General features: G+C 65.1%; 16 protein-coding genes. 5 read left to right on the forward strand and 11 right to left on the reverse strand.

Translation table 11 applies throughout. The features are described from left to right. Positions 1-362: 362 nt before the first annotated feature. Positions 363-1,064, reverse strand: a complete 702-nt coding sequence (gene lexA, locus EDE08_RS07015; protein ID WP_028177622.1) for a transcriptional repressor LexA — start codon at positions 1,062-1,064, stop codon at positions 363-365. A gap of 176 nt (positions 1,065-1,240) precedes the next feature. After that, on the reverse strand, positions 1,241-2,452 hold the full coding sequence (locus EDE08_RS07020) for a molybdopterin molybdotransferase MoeA (RefSeq protein WP_131868216.1): 1,212 nt from the start codon (positions 2,450-2,452) through the stop codon (positions 1,241-1,243). Between the two features lie 127 nt (positions 2,453-2,579). Here EDE08_RS07020 and EDE08_RS07025 point away from each other — a divergent pair, with 127 nt between their 5' ends. Then, positions 2,580-2,807 carry a hypothetical protein gene (locus tag EDE08_RS07025; RefSeq protein WP_131868217.1) on the forward strand — a complete coding sequence of 76 codons (228 nt, stop codon included), beginning with the start codon at positions 2,580-2,582 and terminating at the stop codon, positions 2,805-2,807. Positions 2,808-2,891: 84 nt separating this feature from the next. Next, the gene (locus tag EDE08_RS07030; RefSeq protein ID WP_245524716.1) at positions 2,892-3,095 is read left to right on the forward strand and encodes a type II toxin-antitoxin system RelE/ParE family toxin; all 204 of its coding nucleotides are present in this window, start codon (positions 2,892-2,894) and stop codon (positions 3,093-3,095) included. A gap of 102 nt (positions 3,096-3,197) precedes the next feature. Here the strand turns inward: EDE08_RS07030 and EDE08_RS07035 are convergent, their stop codons facing one another. The 3 genes from EDE08_RS07035 to EDE08_RS07045 all read right to left on the reverse strand — a co-directional run bounded on the left by EDE08_RS07035 (position 3,198) and on the right by EDE08_RS07045 (position 5,348). Further along, positions 3,198-3,404, reverse strand: coding sequence for a hypothetical protein (locus tag EDE08_RS07035; protein ID WP_131868218.1), 207 nt, complete (start codon positions 3,402-3,404; stop codon positions 3,198-3,200). 157 nt (positions 3,405-3,561) lie between these two features. Further along, positions 3,562-4,185: an HAD-IA family hydrolase gene (locus EDE08_RS07040; RefSeq protein ID WP_131868219.1), complete on the reverse strand. Its 624-nt coding sequence runs from the start codon at positions 4,183-4,185 to the stop codon at positions 3,562-3,564. Between the two features lie 29 nt (positions 4,186-4,214). Continuing rightward, entirely contained in the window at positions 4,215-5,348 is a 1,134-nt protein-coding gene (locus EDE08_RS07045) for an alpha-hydroxy acid oxidase (RefSeq protein ID WP_131868220.1), read from the reverse strand. Between the two features lie 308 nt (positions 5,349-5,656). Here EDE08_RS07045 and EDE08_RS07050 point away from each other — a divergent pair, with 308 nt between their 5' ends. Beyond that, positions 5,657-6,997, forward strand: coding sequence for a S41 family peptidase (locus EDE08_RS07050; RefSeq protein WP_131868221.1), 1,341 nt, complete (start codon positions 5,657-5,659; stop codon positions 6,995-6,997). A gap of 100 nt (positions 6,998-7,097) precedes the next feature. Here the strand turns inward: EDE08_RS07050 and EDE08_RS07055 are convergent, their stop codons facing one another. The 6 genes from EDE08_RS07055 to EDE08_RS07080 all read right to left on the reverse strand — a co-directional run bounded on the left by EDE08_RS07055 (position 7,098) and on the right by EDE08_RS07080 (position 14,532). Beyond that, positions 7,098-9,830 (reverse strand): bifunctional diguanylate cyclase/phosphodiesterase, encoded by a 2,733-nt coding sequence (locus EDE08_RS07055; RefSeq protein ID WP_131868222.1) that lies wholly within the window; start codon positions 9,828-9,830, stop codon positions 7,098-7,100. Positions 9,831-10,006: 176 nt separating this feature from the next. After that, positions 10,007-10,525: a cyclic pyranopterin monophosphate synthase MoaC gene (gene moaC / locus EDE08_RS07060; protein ID WP_131868223.1), complete on the reverse strand. Its 519-nt coding sequence runs from the start codon at positions 10,523-10,525 to the stop codon at positions 10,007-10,009. A 1-nt stretch (position 10,526) separates the two neighbouring features. Next, on the reverse strand, positions 10,527-11,336 hold the full coding sequence (trpC, locus tag EDE08_RS07065; protein ID WP_131868224.1) for an indole-3-glycerol phosphate synthase TrpC: 810 nt from the start codon (positions 11,334-11,336) through the stop codon (positions 10,527-10,529). A 7-nt stretch (positions 11,337-11,343) separates the two neighbouring features. Beyond that, positions 11,344-12,357, reverse strand: coding sequence for an anthranilate phosphoribosyltransferase (trpD, locus tag EDE08_RS07070; protein ID WP_131868225.1), 1,014 nt, complete (start codon positions 12,355-12,357; stop codon positions 11,344-11,346). Between the two features lie 14 nt (positions 12,358-12,371). Next, entirely contained in the window at positions 12,372-14,270 is a 1,899-nt protein-coding gene (locus tag EDE08_RS07075) for a SurA N-terminal domain-containing protein (RefSeq protein ID WP_131868226.1), read from the reverse strand. 43 nt (positions 14,271-14,313) lie between these two features. Continuing rightward, positions 14,314-14,532, reverse strand: a complete 219-nt coding sequence (locus tag EDE08_RS07080) for a hypothetical protein (RefSeq protein ID WP_131868227.1) — start codon at positions 14,530-14,532, stop codon at positions 14,314-14,316. 16 nt (positions 14,533-14,548) lie between these two features. On the opposite strand from EDE08_RS07080, the gene tpiA reads away from it, so the two are divergent. Together tpiA and secG are read left to right on the forward strand one after the other, a co-directional pair. Then, positions 14,549-15,307, forward strand: a complete 759-nt coding sequence (gene tpiA, locus EDE08_RS07085; protein ID WP_131868228.1) for a triose-phosphate isomerase — start codon at positions 14,549-14,551, stop codon at positions 15,305-15,307. Between the two features lie 150 nt (positions 15,308-15,457). Further along, positions 15,458-15,844 (forward strand): preprotein translocase subunit SecG, encoded by a 387-nt coding sequence (gene secG, locus EDE08_RS07090; RefSeq protein WP_061881423.1) that lies wholly within the window; start codon positions 15,458-15,460, stop codon positions 15,842-15,844. Positions 15,845-15,952: the final 108 nt, after the last annotated feature.

Here is a 15,952-nt window from a genome sequence, read left to right on the forward strand (position 1 = left end):
CGCCGCATGCCACGATCACATTATCTTTCCCGGATTCGATAGGAACAAAACCGACACCTGTGTATTCGGAAGGCGCGTGTCAGCGCCTCGCGGGCGCCGACGCTCGCTCGCTTGCCGAATGGCGGTGCGATTGTATGGCAACGGCTTACGTCGCCGATGCTGCGATCGGCGCCGCAATATCGTCCATGAAACGATCTGGCGCATCACATGTCCTCGCACTCTCAGGCTGCGAAGCGATGCTGCGTCGTGCGGCGTGTCGAGGCGTGACGGCGAAAGAGGGTGCCGGACAGTCTGAGCAGAACCGGAAAAACCATCCAGCCGAAGCGGACAGTGATCCGCTCCGATAGATATCGAACGTCCGCTCAGTACTTGCGGTAAAGCCCGATCAGCTTGCCCTGAATCTTCACGCGGTTCGGCGGAAGAATGCGGACCTCGTAGGCGGCATTGGCGGGCTCGAGCGCGATAGAGGCGCCGCGGCGGCGGAAGCGCTTGAGCGTGGCCTCCTCGTCGTCGATCAGCGCCACCACGATGTCGCCGGTATCGGCACTCTCGTTGCGCTGGATCAGCGCCATGTCGCCGTCGAGGATGCCGGCCTCGACCATCGAATCGCCGCGTACTTCGAGCGCGTAGTGCTCGCCCGAGCCGAGCATGTCGGGCGGCACGCTGATGGTGTGGCTGCGCGTCTGCAACGCCTCGATCGGCGTGCCGGCCGCGATGCGGCCCATCACGGGCACCGCGACGGGACGCTCGCCCTCGTCCACAGGCGGGCTGGAGGTCGCGCGCACCTTGCCGAGATTGCCTTCGATGACGCTCGGCGTGAAGCCGCGGCGACTGCCGGCGGCGGCCTGCAGCTCGGGCAGCTTGATCACCTCGATGGCGCGGGCGCGGTTGGGCAGGCGGCGGATGAAGCCGCGCTCCTCGAGCGCAGTGATCAGGCGGTGGATGCCTGACTTCGAGCGCAGGTCGAGCGCATCCTTCATCTCGTCGAAGGACGGCGGCACGCCGCTTTCCTTCAGACGTTCGCTGATGAATCGCAGAAGCTCGTATTGTTTGCGCGTCAACATCTCGACCAAAATCCCCCGGTTGATGTCGTTCAAGTCCGAGACGAGAAAGTCAGCGATAAGCCGCTACATCCTCGAAACAAATCATGAACGGACACTATATGTTCGATATGTGTTCCGCAACTGCTTAATTTACGGTGAATAGAGCGAAGCTCGCGCGATGCGTGTGGCCATGCAGCTCAGGCGGGCAGGCGCAGCACCTCGCAAGGCGTGCCGGCCTCGGCCCTCGGCGCGAACGGTGCGCGCACTAGAAGTACCTCTGCCGCAGCGAGATTCGCAAGCAGAGAGGAGTCCTGATGGCTGACGGGAAGAGCGACGAGCGTGCCGTCGTCATGCTGTTCCAGGCGCGCACGCAGATAATCCTCGCGCTGGTCATTGGCACTGAGATCGCGGCCCAGCACGGCGCGCTCGCGGCGATGATGAATCACTGATCGGCCCGACAGGGCGCGAATCAACGGCACCATGAACAGGAAGGCGCATACGTAGGACGACACGGGATTGCCGGGCAGGCCGATCACGCGCATTGCGCCGAGCCGTCCGTGCATCATCGGCTTGCCCGGCCGAATCGCGATCTTCCAGAACGACATCGAGATGCCTTCGTCCTTGAGCGCCTGCTGGACCAGATCGTGGTCGCCGACCGAGGCACCACCGGTCGTGATCAGGATGTCGGCGCCGCTCTCCCGGGCGAGACGGATGCCGGCGGAAGTGGCCTCCAGCGTATCCGCGGCGACGCCGAGGTCGATGGTCTCGGCGCCCTCGCTGCGGGCGAGCGCGTGCAGGGCATAGCCATTGGAATAGACGATCTGGCCGTGTCCGGGCGTGGTGCCGGGCATCACCAGCTCGTCGCCGGTGGCGAGGATTGCGACCCTCGGACGGCGGCGGACGGCGAGATGCGGGTGATTCATCCCGGCAGCCAGCGCGAGATCGCGCTCGGTGAGACGGCTTCCCTTGCGGAGCAGCACGTCTCCCTCGCGGAAGTCGACACCGGCGGGGCGGATGTGCCGCCCGGGAATCGCGGCTTCCTTGATCGTGACGAGCTTGCCTTCCGCGACAGTGTCCTCCTGGATCACGACCGCATCGGCGCCGTCGGGAACGACGCCGCCGGTGAAGATCCGCACGGCTTCGCCGGGGCCGACCCTTCCCGCGAACGGGCGACCGGCCGCGACCTCGCCGACCACCGCGAGCCTGGAATTGACCGTTGCCGCATCGGCCGCCCGCACGGCATAGCCGTCCATCGCCGACATGGCCTGCGGTGGCTGCGTGCGCCGCGCCGCGACGTCGCGCGCAAGCACGCGATGGTAGGCCTCATCGAGGGAAACCATCTCTTCAGGCAGCGGCTCTGCATCCGCCAGCACCGCGGCAAGCGCGTCAGAAACCGGCATGAGGGCCACGGGCGAACTCCGCAACAAATCGGGACTGGGTCGGCATGGTTCTAGCCGAGCGGAGGAGCTGACGCAAAAGGGGCGCTCAGTCGAAGACGCACTTCCTTTCGGCGCAAGGTCGCCTTAACTTATACTGATGACAAAATTGCTCGAAAAGGCGCTCCACGCCGTGCGGCAGCTTCCTGCGGATAGCCAGGATGAGATCGCGCGCGCGATGTTGGCTCTGACCGGCAACGCAGGGGAGCCCGAGGAAATCGATCCCGACCATCTTCCGGCAGTCCTTGAGGGGCTCGCACAAGCGAACCTCCGGCAGTTTGCGTCTGATACCGAGGTCGAAGCCGCGTTCCGCCGCTTCGAGGGATGAAGCTCAGATTCACACCACGCGCATCCCAAGATCTGATTAGCATTGCCGACTGTAAGAGAGCGCAGCCCGCGAGCCGCGTTGCGCGTGCGTGCTGCGATCCTTGAATCGCTTCAAAATCTCGTTCGCTTTCCGCGGCTTGGGAGACCACAGAAGGTCGAGGGCGTACGCAAGCTGGTGACGCGGCGGTACCCTTATCTGGCTTATTACCGGCTGGACGAAGAAGCTGGCGAAATCGTCATTCTCACAATCCAGCATCCCGCGCAGGAACGCGAGCACTCGGACGTCTGAGGTGACTCAAATCCGCCGGGGCATGATCCGGAAGGCGAGACAGACCAGCATGAGGATGGCCATGGCGGGCACGAGGAGGACGAGTGCCACGGCCAGCATCGCTCAACTCCCGGTCGGATCATCCGGACTGACGCCCATGGCGACGTCGGGAGCTTTGGGACCTTGATCCTTGTCGGGTATCGGATCAGCCAGAGATTTCAGGTCGGCGGCCTTGCTGATCAGCTTGGCGGAAAGGTCAGAATCCGAGGTAGTTCTGGCGAATTCGAGCAGGAGAGAGGCCTGCTTGGTGAGATAGGTTTTGCCCAGCACGTCGATCCGTCCGATGTAGAAATCCCAACCGACTCATGAGTCCGAAGGGTGGTATTCCGTTCCCGGAACTCCGTACAAAAATGCACAGAGCGGCTCCGGTTCCTCCTCTCCTGCAAATTTGGCCCAGACGTGACCTGTCGCGGCGACTGCCTGGCATTCAAATGCCAAGCGCCCTCAACGCGTTCCCCACGTCGCCGGGCGACGTCACGTGCACGGCGTTCAAACCTCGCGCCCGCGCGCCCTCGATGTTCTCCGCGAGGTCGTCGAAGAACACGATACGACCGGCCGGCACGCCGATCGCGGCGACGACGTGGTCGAACGCCTCTGCATCCGGTTTGCGCAGGCCGATGCTGGACGACAGATACAGCTCGCGGAAATGGCCGAGCACGCCGGCGTATTCCTTCGAGAAATAGTCCACATGCGGCCGATTGGTGTTGGAGAACGCATAGAGCGGCATCTGCTTCGCCGCACGCGGCAACAGCTCGGCGATGTCGGGCATCTCGCCTGCGAAGATCGCGTTCCAGCCTTCCAGGAACTGCGCGTCCGAGATGCCGATCCCGAGCGACGCGCGCAGCGAGGCGAAATAATCCTCGTCGCTGATCTTGCCCATCTCGTGCAGGCGGTAGGCCTCGTCACGCACATAGCGCGCGACGATGGCCTCGGGCTCGCAGCAGGCATGTCCCGCCCAGCAGGCGATCGCCTTGGAGAAGTCGATGTCGAGCACGACGCGCCCGAGGTCGAACAGAAGCGCATCCGCGCTGCCGGGAGAAAGCGATGTCATTGCGTCCTTTTCACTTCAGTATCGGCAAGTCAGTAGCGATAGGGCTCGTGGTCGAAGAGGGGGAACGCGCTGAACACGCTGGGGGCGTTGGTGGCGGTTGCCGGATGCAGGCAGGATTTGTCGATCTCGGCGAATGAGGTGGCGCCCAGGAGGCCAAGGCAGCGCAGCACCTCGTCCTCGAGCAGTTCCAGCATCCGGGTGACACCGGCTTCGCCCGCCGCTGCCAGCGCCCAGCATTGCAGCCGCCCGATGCCGACGAGATCCGCGCCCGCCGCGATTGCCTTGACGATGTCGGTGCCGCGACAGATGCCGCCGTCGACCATGATCTTGGCGCGGCCCTTCACGGCATCGACAATCTCGGGCAGCACATGCATGGCGCCGCGACCGTGGTCGAGCTGGCGGCCGCCATGGTTGGAGACGTAAATCCACTCGACGCCGTGATCGAGCGCGATCAGCGCGTCTTCTGCCGTGGCAATGCCCTTGAGGATCAGCGGTATTTTGAACTTGTCCTTGATCATCTTCACGGTCCGCCACTCCAGGCCCTTCTGGAAATCGCCGCCGGTGGCGCGCAGACGACTCTCGCGAACGTAGCGCTTGGCGATGTCGCGTTCACGACGGCTGTAATGGGCGGTGTCGACGGTCAGGCAGAAGGCGGCATAGGCGTTCTTCTCGGCCCGGCTGACGACATCGGCGACGAAGGCATCGTCGCCGCGGACATAAAGCTGATAGAGGCGCAGCGCGTCGGGCGCGGCTTCGGCGGTCTTCTCCAGTCCTGGCTCGGACACCGAGCTCAGCATGTGCGCCGCACCGAAAGTGCCGGCGGCGCGTGCCACGCTTGCCGCGCCATCCGGATCGAAGATCTCGAGGGCGCCGACCGGGGCGAGCACCACCGGCAGGCGCATCCTGCGGCCGAATTGATCGACCCCTCCGTCGACCTTGCGGACATCGCGCAGCACGCGCGGGCGGAAGGCAATCTCGTCCAGCGCCATGCGGTTGCGGCGCATCGTGGTCTCGGTCTCGGCCGCGCCGACGATGTAGTCCCAGGCGTTCTGGTTCAGGTTGGCGCGCGCTTTCCGGATGAACTCGTGCAGGTTCTGGAACGGCTCGTTGCTGGCGCCGAGTTCGACGTTCCTTTCAGTCCGGATGCGGGGCGCTTCGTTCATTGTTGTCCTCCCGAGAATTTGAAGTCTTATCGTCATCGCCTATCGCGTCCGGCCCTCCAAAACCATCCTAAAATCGCATAGCTGCGAGGCGTGGGCGGCCCGACCGGTTTCCGCTTCGCGCGAAACAGTTTCGGAACGTTGCCAAAAGTTTAGGCCAAGGCGAAGGGATTTCTTCGTATACCCGCCAGCGTGGCATCCCGGCCTTGAAGAAACCGGAATGGTATTGTGAGAAGTGGGCTGGATCGCCATTTGCTGTGCATGGCGCTCCCAACCCGAAGAGAACCGCCAAGCAAAAGGCTACGTGATCCATGCGGAAAACCCTGCTGTTCCCCCTCGGCGCGCTCACCGGAGCGTGTCTGACTCTTCTGGTAGCCGGCCCGCACAGCGGAGTATGGGCGGCGCGTGCAGCAGCGACCGCGGACGATGCCTATTCCCAGCTCAATTTGTTCGGCGCGGTGTTCGAGCGGGTCAAGGCCAGCTATGTCGAGAAGCCCGACAACGCCAAGCTGATCGAGGGCGCGATCACCGGCATGGTGACCTCGCTCGATCCGCACTCGCGCTACATGAACGCCAAGGCCTGGACCGAGATGCAGGAGACCACCTCCGGCGAGTTCGGCGGGCTCGGCATCGAAGTCACCATGGAGGATGGCCTCGTCAAGGTGGTCTCGCCGATCGACGACACGCCGGCCTCGAAGGCCGGCATCATGTCCGGCGATCTCATCAGCAAGATCGACGGCGAGGCGGTGCAGGGCATGACGCTCGAGCAGGCCGTCAACAAGATGAAGGGCCCGGTCGACACCAAGACCAAGCTCACCATCGTGCGCAAGGGCGCGGACGCCCCGCTCGACGTTTCGATCACGCGCGAAATCATCCATGTGCGCCCGGTGCGCTTCCACGTCGAGAACGGCGACATCGGCTATATCCGCGTCACCTCCTTCAACGAGCAGACCACCGACGGACTGAAGAAGGCGATCGCGTCGATCTCCAAGCAGGTCCCGGCGGAGAAGCTCGCAGGTTACGTGATGGATCTGCGCAACAATCCGGGCGGACTGCTCGATCAGGCCGTGTCGGTGTCGAGCGCCTTCCTGCAGCGGGGCGAGGTCGTCTCGACCCGCGGCCGCAATCCGGAAGAGACTCAGCGTTTCACCGCGCATGGTGGCGATCTCACCAAGGGCAAGCCGCTCGTGGTCCTGATCAACGGCGGATCGGCCTCGGCCTCGGAGATCGTGGCCGGCGCGCTGCACGACCACAAGCGCGCGACACTGATCGGCACGCGCTCGTTCGGCAAGGGCTCGGTGCAGACCATCATTCCGCTCGGCTCCGGCAACGGCGCGCTGGCGCTGACCACGGCGCGCTACTACACGCCGTCGGGCCGCTCGATCCAGGCCCAGGGCATCGCTCCCGACATCGAGATCCTGCAGGACGTGCCGCCCGAGCTGAAGGGCCGGATGGACACCATGGCGGAATCCCAGATGCGGGGCCATCTGTCGGCTGCCGACGGCACCGAGCAGACCGGATCGCAGTCCTACGTCCCGCCGGAAGAGAAGGACGACAAGGCCCTGCACGCAGCGTTCGACTTTCTGCATGGCGTCACCGCGAATGATGCCGTCGCTTCGAAACCGGCGTCGAAGGCTGCGGTTCCGAACTAGATCTGACGACCTCCAGATACGGATCGCCCGGGAGTGGATGACCACTTCCGGGCAGTTCTTTTTGCGGGCATCCTCGGAGTCTCCATCCGCGGCGGAAGATCTAACCCGCCTCGCGGCGGCGGCCCTCGCTGCCTTCGCGCCGGGCGAGCCGGCTGCGATGCAGCGCGAACAGCTCCAGCATCTTGTCGGCGGGCTTGGCGGCGCTGAACAGATAGCCCTGCATCTCGGAGCAGCCGAGGGTGCGCAGCAGGCGCCGCTGCTCCTCGGTCTCGACGCCCTCGGCTGTGGTGGTCATGCGGCGGGAGGTCGCCAGGTTGACGACGGCCTGAACGATGCTGGCGGAACCGTCGGGGCGGGCGATGTCGTCGACGAAGCAGCGGTCGATCTTGATCTTGTCGAAGGGGAAACGGTGCAGATAGCTCAGGGATGAGTAGCCGGTGCCGAAATCGTCGAGCGCGATGCGCACGCCGATGGCGCGGAGCTGGTGCAGGATCGCGAGCGCGGCGTCGTCGTCGCGGATCAGGACTGCTTCGGTGATCTCGAGCTCGAGCCGGCTCGCGGGCAGGTTCGAGGCGGCGAGCACCGCCATGATCTTCAGCGCCAGCGTGCCGCTCTTGAACTGCACCGGCGAGACGTTGACGGCGAGGCGGATGTCGTCGGGCCAGGTGGCCGCGTCCCGGCACGCGGTCGCCAGCACCCATTCGCCGATCTCGTTGATGAGGCCGGTGTCCTCGGCGATCGGGATGAATTCGGCCGGCGAGACCATGCCGCGCTCGGGATGACGCCAGCGCACCAATGCCTCGCAGCCGGTGATGCGGTCATCCTTCAGGCCGAGGCAGGGCTGGTAATGAACCTCGAGCCCGCCTTCGAACCCGCCTTGGGCGATGGCGTGGCGCAGGTCGCTCTCGAGCTGACGGCGCTCGCGGACCCTGGTGTCCATCTCCGGCTCGAAGAAGCGGTAGGTCCGGCGTCCGGCGGACTTCGCCGCGTACATCGCCATGTCCGCGTTCTTGAGGATCTGGTCCAGCACCGTTCCGTGTTCCGGCGCAAGCGCAATGCCGATGCTGGCGTCGGTGGTGAGATGATGGCCCATGCAGTCGAACGGCGTGCGGATGGCCTCGAAGACCCGCGCGACGAGTTCGTCGACCTGGTCCGGCGACATCACCGCGCTCTGCACGATGGCGAATTCGTCGCCGCCGAGTCGCGCCACGAAGTCCGCCGGGCCTGCACAGCGCTGGAGGCTCGCGGCTACCGATTTCAACAGCTCGTCGCCGACGAGATGGCCGAGCGCGTCGTTGACGCCCTTGAACTCGTCGATGTCGATGTAATGCACCGCGATCTGTTCGCCGTCGCGGACCGCGGCCAGCGTGTCGCGCAGATGCTCGTGGAACATGGTGCGGTTGGGCAGGTCCGTCAGCGCGTCGTAATGGGCGAGGTGGGTGATGCGCTCCTCGATGCGACGGCGCTCCGTGATGTCCTCATGGGTCGCGACCCAGCCACCATCTGCGAGCGGCTCGTTGAGGATGTGGATCGAGCGGCCGTCGGAAGTATCGACCACCATGGAATTGCGGACATGGATGTCCTTCAGCACGAGCGCGACGTAAGCGTCGACGTCGCCGGTGAACGAGCCGGTTGCCCTCCGATGGGCGATGATGTCGTGGAAGCTGGAACCGGGCTTCACGATCTCGGCCGACAACCCGTACATCTCGATGTAGCGCTGGTTGCAGACCACGAGCCGCTGCTCGGCGTCGAACAGCAGGAGGCCCTGCGTCATGTTGTTGACGGCGCGGTCGAGCCGCTGCTTCTCCAGAGTCAGCCGTTCGCGCGAAAGGCGGTGCTGCTTCAGCAGCTTGCGCACGATCGCGATCAGCACGCCTGCGATGGCGAGCGCGGAAGAGGCGGCGACCGAGATCAGGATGCCGATCTGCTCGCGCCAGTCCGCCAGGGCCGCCGCCCGCGTCGTGCTGGCCATCATCAGGATCGGGAAGTGCGGCAGGGCACGCGCGGAGATCAGCCGGTCCTCGCCGTCGACGGGGCTCGTAAAACGGCCGGCGAAGTGATCGAGGCTGAAAATCCTCTGATGGGCGAACGAACCGGTCTTGAAATTACGTCCCATCAGTTCGCTGGAATGGGGATAACGGGCGAGCAGCGTGCCGTCGCGATGCAGCATCGAGATCGTCGCGCCGTCTCCGAGCACGACGGAGGCGAAGAATTTTTCAAAGTTGGCCGGTTCGATCCCGCGTCCGACGACGCCGAGGAACTCGCCGCTCGGCCCGACGATCTTCCGCGCCACCAGGATGGTCCATGCGCCCGAGACGCGGCTATGCAGCGGCTCGATCAGGACATCGGGCGAAAAAGGGTCGTATTTGAAGGTGCGGAAGTAGGCGCGATCGGCCACGTTCACCTTGGGAGCCGGCCATGTCGTCGACGAATTGATCAGATTGCCTTCGGCATCGGTGACGTTGACGCCGCCGATGTAGGGCAGCGCCTCGATCTTCGACCGCAGCAGCCGGTGGACGTCCTCGCCCGAAAGGCGCTTGCGATAGTCTTCCCCGGTCGTGATTCCGCTCGAGCGGACGTGGTCGACGAAATCCTTCTGGATGACCGCGAAATCCTGCAACTGCTGATCGAAATGATGAGCGAGCAGCAGCACGGTGTTTTCCAGCTCGCGGCCCGAGTTGCGCAGCGCCCGCTCGCGGAAATTCTGCGCCATCAGGACAGAGCCGATGGCGATGGCCGCGATCAGCAGCGTGCCGCCCACCACCAGCCAGCGGATCGGTCCGCCGCGCACGAAGGCTTGGTCAAAGAGGCGACTGCCGAATTTCGTCATCATGCTGGGTCATTGCCGGGCACACGTCAGGATCAATTCTTGGCCCTGGAAACATCCGTTGGTTTACGGGAACGGTGTGGAGGCAAAGTTAGGAAGCGCGGTTAACGCAACATGAAAGGCCGCGCTCAAAAGCAATCGATGTGCGCCGCGCGAGAGGTGGTTCGCCGAAGCAAGCGGTTTCAGGCACGGTAGTGGCCGGATTTGCCGCCGAGCTTCTCGACCAGGTGGATGTCTTCGATGCGCACGCCGCGCTCGACCGCCTTGATCATGTCGTAGATGGTGAGGCAGGTGACCGAGACGGCCGTGAGGGCCTCCATCTCGACGCCGGTCGGGCCCGTCACCTTCACGCTGGCCCGAACGAGGCAGCCCGGCAATTTCACGTCAGGCTCGATATCGACCGTCACCTTCGAAAGCGCGAGCGGATGGCAGAGCGGGATCAGCTCCGATGTGCGCTTGGCGGCCATGATGCCGGCGATGCGCGCGGTGCCGAGCACGTCGCCTTTCTTGGCGTTGCCGGATACGATCAGGTCGAGCGTCGCCCTGGTCATGACGACGCGGCCTTCCGCGACAGCAAGCCGCTCGGTCGCGGGCTTGTCCGAGACGTCGACCATCCGCGCCTCGCCGGAGGCGCCGATATGGGTGAGGGCAGGGCCGGCCTTGGCTTTGGCTGGCTTCGTCTTGGCTGGCTTGCGCGCCATGTCAGCGCGTGCCCTTCGTGCTGCGCGCGAGCAGCGCGCGCGTCGCCGCAGCGACGTCGGCCTGCCGCATCAGGCTTTCACCGACGAGGAACGTCGCTATGCCGACGCGCTCGAGCCGGGCAAGATCTTCTGGCGTGAAGATGCCGCTCTCGCCGACCATCAGCCGGTCCCGAGGGATCAGCGGCGCCAGCGCCTCGCTGGTCGCAAGCGTGGTCTCGAAGGTGCGCAGGTTGCGGTTGTTGACGCCGATCATCGGCGACCGCAGCTTCAGCGCCCGCTCGAGTTCGGCGCGGTCATGGATCTCGATCAGCACGTCCATGCCAAAGGCGAGGGCGGCGTCTTCGATATCCTTCGCGGCGGCATCATCGAGCGCCGCCATGATGATCAGGATGCAGTCGGCGCCGTGCGCGCGCGCCTCGACCACCTGATACGTGTCGAACATGAAATCCTTGCGCAGCACCGGCAGCGAGGTCGCCGCACGCGCCGCCACCATGAAGTCGAGATGACCCTGGAATGAAGGCGTGTCGGTCAGCACCGACAGACAAGCCGCGCCGCCCGCCTCATAGGCTCTTGCGAGTGCCGGCGGGTCGAAATCGGCGCGGATGAGACCCTTGGAGGGCGAGGCCTTCTTGATCTCGGCGATCAGCGCGTAGTCGCCGTTGGCAACCTTGCTCTTGATCGCGCGGAGGAAACCACGGGGCGCGGATGCGGCCCTGGCTTGGGCCTCCACGGCGGAGACCGGACGCGTCCGCTTCGCTGCCGCGATCTCCTCGCGCTTATAGGTCTCGATCTTGGTCAGGATGTCGGGCATGCGCGGTTCAGCTGTTGGAGACTGCGACCAGGTGCTTCAGCTTCGCGTTGGCCGCGCCGCTGTCGATCGAGCGGGCGCCGATCGCGACGCCCTCCTTGAGGTCCTTGGCGCGGCCGGCCACGACCAGCGCGGCCGCGGCGTTGATCAGCGCGACGTCGCGATAGGGGCTCGGCTTGCCGTCGAGCACGCTTTGCAGTGCGATCGCATTGGCATCGGCGTCGCCGCCCTTGAGCGCACCGGCCTCGCAACGCGACAGTCCGGCCTCCTCGGGCGTCACCTCGAAATTCCGGATTTCGCCATTGTGGAGAGCGGAGACGAAGGTCGGTCCGGTGAGAGTGATCTCGTCGAGGCCATCGGAGCCGTGCACGACCCAGGCGGATTCCGAGCCGAGGTTCTTCAGCACCTGCGCCAGCGGCTGCACCCATTGCCTGGAGAACACGCCGACCATCTGCCGCTTCACGCCGGCCGGATTGGACAGGGGGCCGAGCAGGTTGAAGATCGTGCGCGTCGCAAGCTCGACCCGGGTCGGGCCGACGTTCTTCATCGCGGGGTGGTGGGCGGGAGCGAACATGAAGCCGATGCCGCATTCGCGCACGCAGCGTCCGACCTGCTCCGGCTTCAGGTCGATCTTCACCCCGAGCGAGGCCAGCACGTCGGCGGCGCCCGAGCGCGACGACAGCGCGCGGTTGCCGTGCTTGGCGACCGGCACGCCGGCGCCCGAGACGATGAAGGAGGCGCAGGTCGAGACGTTGACCGAGCCGGAGCCGTCGCCGCCGGTGCCGACGATGTCGACGGCTTCGGCCGGCGCCGTCACGGTCAGCATCTTGGAGCGCATGGCGGAAACGGCGCCCGTGATCTCGTCCACGGTTTCACCGCGCACGCGGAGCGCCATCAACAGGCCACCCATCTGCGACGGCGTGGCCTCGCCCGACATCATGGCGTCGAAGGCGGAAGCGGCTTCGTCACGCGACAGGCTGGCGCCGGTCGCCACTTTTCCAATGATCGATTTCAGGTCGTCCATCGCGTGCTTTCAACTCACTGGTTCGCGCCGGTCACCTGCGCGAAGGCGGCCTGATTGATGGTGGTCCCGATGTCGGTCTCGAGCTTGTTGACGTAGGAGGCGACCTGCTCCTCGGTCAGGGCCCGGTCGAGGCTCTCCTTCAGCTTCTTGACCGCGTCGGAGGCGACATCGACCGCGGGGTCGACGATGTCGGTGACGCGGAAGACGATGACCTCGCTGCCGCCGCTCACGGCCGTCTGTCCGACGCCGCCCTTGGCGGTGCGGAAGGCGGCCGACACGACGGTGGCGGGCACGCCGGCGGGGGAGTCGTCGCGCTTGAAGCCGGTCGCGGTCTCGACCTTGGCGCCAACAGCGGCGGCCTCGTCAGCGAGCTTGCCGCCTGCTTCGAGCTTCTGCACCATCTCCGTCGCCTTGGCCTTCAGCCTGGCCGCGATCTGGTCCTGGCGCCAGCGCGCCTCGACCTGGTCGCGGACCTCGTCGAGATTGCGGTCGCGCGAGGGCGTGATGGCGAGCACGTCATACCAGACATAGCCGCCTTTGAACGAGATCGAATCGTTGTCGACGCCGACGTCGGTGTTGAAGGCTTGCGACACCACGTCGAGACCCTGTGGGATGCTGGCGACCGGCTGGCCGTTCGGGGCGCGGCCGGAACGGTCGACGGCGTCGATGGTCACGGCGGTGAGGCCGAGCTTCTGCGCCGCGTCGATCACGCTGGAGCCGCCGCCGCGCTCGTCTTCCATCTTGTCGCGGAGATCTGCGACCTTGACGCGGGCCCGTTCGGTGGCGATCTCGCGTTTGATTTCGCCGGCAACGCTGGCGTAGTCCGCCTCTTTGCCCGGCTCGATCTTGTCGACCCTGACAATGGAGGTGCCGAGAGCGCCCTGGATCGGCTGGCTGATCTCACCGACGGGAAGTGCGAAGGCGGCGTCGCCGACCGCGGGAGTGAGCGAAGACTTTGTCACGAGCCCGAGGTCGATGTCGGAGGCGCTCAGCCCACGCTCCTTGCCGAGGTCTTCGAACGACAGCCCGCCGACGAGACGCTCGCGTGCGGCTTGCGCTTCGGCGACGTTCGGAAACACGATCTGCTGGATTTGTCGCTTCTCCGGCGTGCCGAGCCGGTCCTTGCGCTGCTCGAACACCTTCTTGGCGTCCTCGTCGGAGACCTCGGTCCATTTGCCGATGTCTTCCGGCGAGATCACGACGAAGGCGATCTTGCGGTATTCGGGCGCGCGGAACTGGACCTTGTGATCCTCGAAATAGGTGGCGAGGGCTTCGGGCGAGGGCGCGTCGATGGTGCCCGCCTGCGCGGCGTCGAGCTTGACGAATTCAATGGCGCGCTGCTCGTTCTGGTAGCGCGTCAGCATGTCGATCATGGCCTTCGGCGGCTCAAGGCCGGCGCCGATCGTGCCGGTGATCTGGCGGCGCAGCGACACCTTGCGTTGCTCGGCGACGTAGCGCTGCTCGGTATAGCCGAAATTGCGGATCACGGCCTGGAAGCGGTTCGCATCGAAATTGCCGCCGACGCCCTTGAAGTTGGGATCGTTCATGATGACCTGGCGGATCTGCTCGTCGGACTGGCCGAGCCCGAGCCGGCGCGCCTCTTCGTCGAGCGCAGCTTCCGCGATGGTCTGCTGCAGCACCTGTCGATCGAGGCCGAAGGCGCGGGCCTGGTCGGGCGTCAACGGCCGGCCGAACTGGCGGCTGATTTGCTGCAGGCGGTCGGTGTAGATCTGGCGGAACTCGTTGAGCGAAATCTCCGTGCTGCCGACCTTGGCCACCGTGGACTGCCCGAAGCCCTTGAAGATGTCGGCGATGCCCCAAACGCCGAAACTGATGATCAACACGCCCATCACAATGGCCATGATGGTCTTGCCGAGCCAGTTTGATGAGGCCTTGCGCATTCCTCGAAGCATTTGGTCCAACTTGTTTGGTCAGGAGGGGAACGGAGCGCGCGTCTTAATGCAGATTCCGCAAAAGCGCGTCACCAAATTGATAGTTCATCATAAAGTGGCGGCTTTCCCCCCGCAACCTCGCGTCACGCGGCCGCTCGAGACTGCGGTTAAAGGCCCCAAAGCGTTTTCCAGCGAAGTGGACCCGGTTCGCTTCGAGAAAACGCGTCAAAACAAGAATCTGGAACTGCCGCGACAGCTCTGCTAGCGCATCCACAAACCTCATTTCGCTGGATCCTGACATGACCGACGCCATCCGACCGCTGATTGCCGGCAACTGGAAAATGAACGGGCTGAAAGCCCAGGCTGCCGAATTCGACGCCATGCTCAACGGTGCGGCAGACGTAGCTGGCAAGGCCGACCTGCTGGTTTGCCCGCCGGCGACCCTGGTCGCCGCCTTCGCCGACAAGGCGCGCGGCAAGACGGTCGCGGTGGGGGCCCAGGACTGCCATCCCAAGGCCTCCGGCGCCCATACCGGCGACGTCGCCGCCGAAATGCTGGTGGATGCGGGCGCAACCGCCATCATCGTCGGCCATTCCGAGCGCCGCGCCGACCACGGCGAGGGCGATGCTCTGGTCCGACAGAAGGCCGAAGCCGCCTGGCGCGCCGGGGCGACGGCGATCGTCTGTATCGGCGAGACGCAAGGCCAGCGCGATGGCGGCCAAACCCTGGACGTCCTGCGCAGCCAGCTCGACGGTTCACTGCCAGACGGCTCCACTGCAGCCAATCTGGTCGTGGCCTACGAGCCGGTCTGGGCGATCGGCACCGGGCTGACGCCGACCGCCAAGGATGTCGAGCAAATTCATGGCTTTATCCGGGAATTCCTGATCTCCCGGTTCAAGGCCGAAGGTGCCGGAATGCGCATCCTCTACGGCGGATCGGTCAAGCCCTCGAATGCGGCCGAACTGATGGCGGTGAAAAACGTCAACGGCGCGCTGGTCGGCGGCGCTAGCCTGAAAGCGGCCGATTTCCTTGCGATCGCCAACGGCTGTCCTAACTAAGCGCTACCCGGCTCGTTCAAACCGTTGGGTTCGGATCCGATCGGGGGTGGCAATACCCCTCCCGATCGTGTAACACCGCGCAACTTCAGGAAAACCGCGAAGCGCGATCGGCCGCCGTCAGGCGCCGTCCGCTTGTGACGGAAGGATATTATGCAGACCGTTGTCATCGTCATCCACCTCATGATCGTCGCCGTCATGATCGGCACCGTCCTGCTCCAGAAGTCGGAAGGCGGCGGGCTCGGTATGGGCGGGGGCGCCGGCTTCATGTCGAGCCGCGGCACTGCGAACCTTCTGACGCGGACCACCGCGATCCTGGCCGTCGGTTTCTTTCTCACCAGTCTGTTCCTGTCCTGGTACGCCGGCTACGACCGCAAGCCGTCATCGATCATTGGCACGCCTGCGTCGCAGACCCAGCCGGCCGGCGGATCGCCGATCGCGCCGCCGACCTCGGGCGGCATCCTGGATTCGCTGAAGAAGGCCGACGAGCAGCAGCAGAACCAGGCGCCGTCAGGTCCGCAGGTGCCGCGCTCGCAATAAAGCAGGGGGGCCATGCAGGCCGGCTGCTACCGTCCTGCATCAACAATCCCCATCAAGGCACTGTCACCACTCTTAGTTCTGGCTCACCCACAGGCCCGCGAAATCTTT

It is taken from the genome of Bradyrhizobium sp. R2.2-H (assembly GCF_004346455.1).
Taxonomy (GTDB): domain Bacteria; phylum Pseudomonadota; class Alphaproteobacteria; order Rhizobiales; family Xanthobacteraceae; genus Bradyrhizobium; species Bradyrhizobium diversitatis.

Bases quoted from the DNA above. Each gene is read 5' to 3' on its own strand.
- lexA (WP_028177622.1), bottom strand. From the start codon at position 1,064: ATGTTGACGCGCAAACAATACGAGCTTCTGCGATTCATCAGCGAACGT.
- EDE08_RS07025 (WP_131868217.1), top strand. From the start codon at position 2,580: ATGACAAAATTGCTCGAAAAGGCGCTCCACGCCGTGCGGCAGCTTCCT.
- EDE08_RS07040 (WP_131868219.1), bottom strand. From the start codon at position 4,185: ATGACATCGCTTTCTCCCGGCAGCGCGGATGCGCTTCTGTTCGACCTC.
- EDE08_RS07045 (WP_131868220.1), bottom strand. From the start codon at position 5,348: ATGAACGAAGCGCCCCGCATCCGGACTGAAAGGAACGTCGAACTCGGC.
- EDE08_RS07050 (WP_131868221.1), top strand. From the start codon at position 5,657: ATGCGGAAAACCCTGCTGTTCCCCCTCGGCGCGCTCACCGGAGCGTGT.
- EDE08_RS07055 (WP_131868222.1), bottom strand. From the start codon at position 9,830: ATGATGACGAAATTCGGCAGTCGCCTCTTTGACCAAGCCTTCGTGCGC.
- moaC (WP_131868223.1), bottom strand. From the start codon at position 10,525: ATGGCGCGCAAGCCAGCCAAGACGAAGCCAGCCAAAGCCAAGGCCGGC.
- trpC (WP_131868224.1), bottom strand. From the start codon at position 11,336: ATGCCCGACATCCTGACCAAGATCGAGACCTATAAGCGCGAGGAGATC.
- trpD (WP_131868225.1), bottom strand. From the start codon at position 12,357: ATGGACGACCTGAAATCGATCATTGGAAAAGTGGCGACCGGCGCCAGC.
- EDE08_RS07075 (WP_131868226.1), bottom strand. From the start codon at position 14,270: ATGCTTCGAGGAATGCGCAAGGCCTCATCAAACTGGCTCGGCAAGACC.
- EDE08_RS07080 (WP_131868227.1), bottom strand. From the start codon at position 14,532: ATGAGGTTTGTGGATGCGCTAGCAGAGCTGTCGCGGCAGTTCCAGATT.
- tpiA (WP_131868228.1), top strand. From the start codon at position 14,549: ATGACCGACGCCATCCGACCGCTGATTGCCGGCAACTGGAAAATGAAC.
- secG (WP_061881423.1), top strand. From the start codon at position 15,458: ATGCAGACCGTTGTCATCGTCATCCACCTCATGATCGTCGCCGTCATG.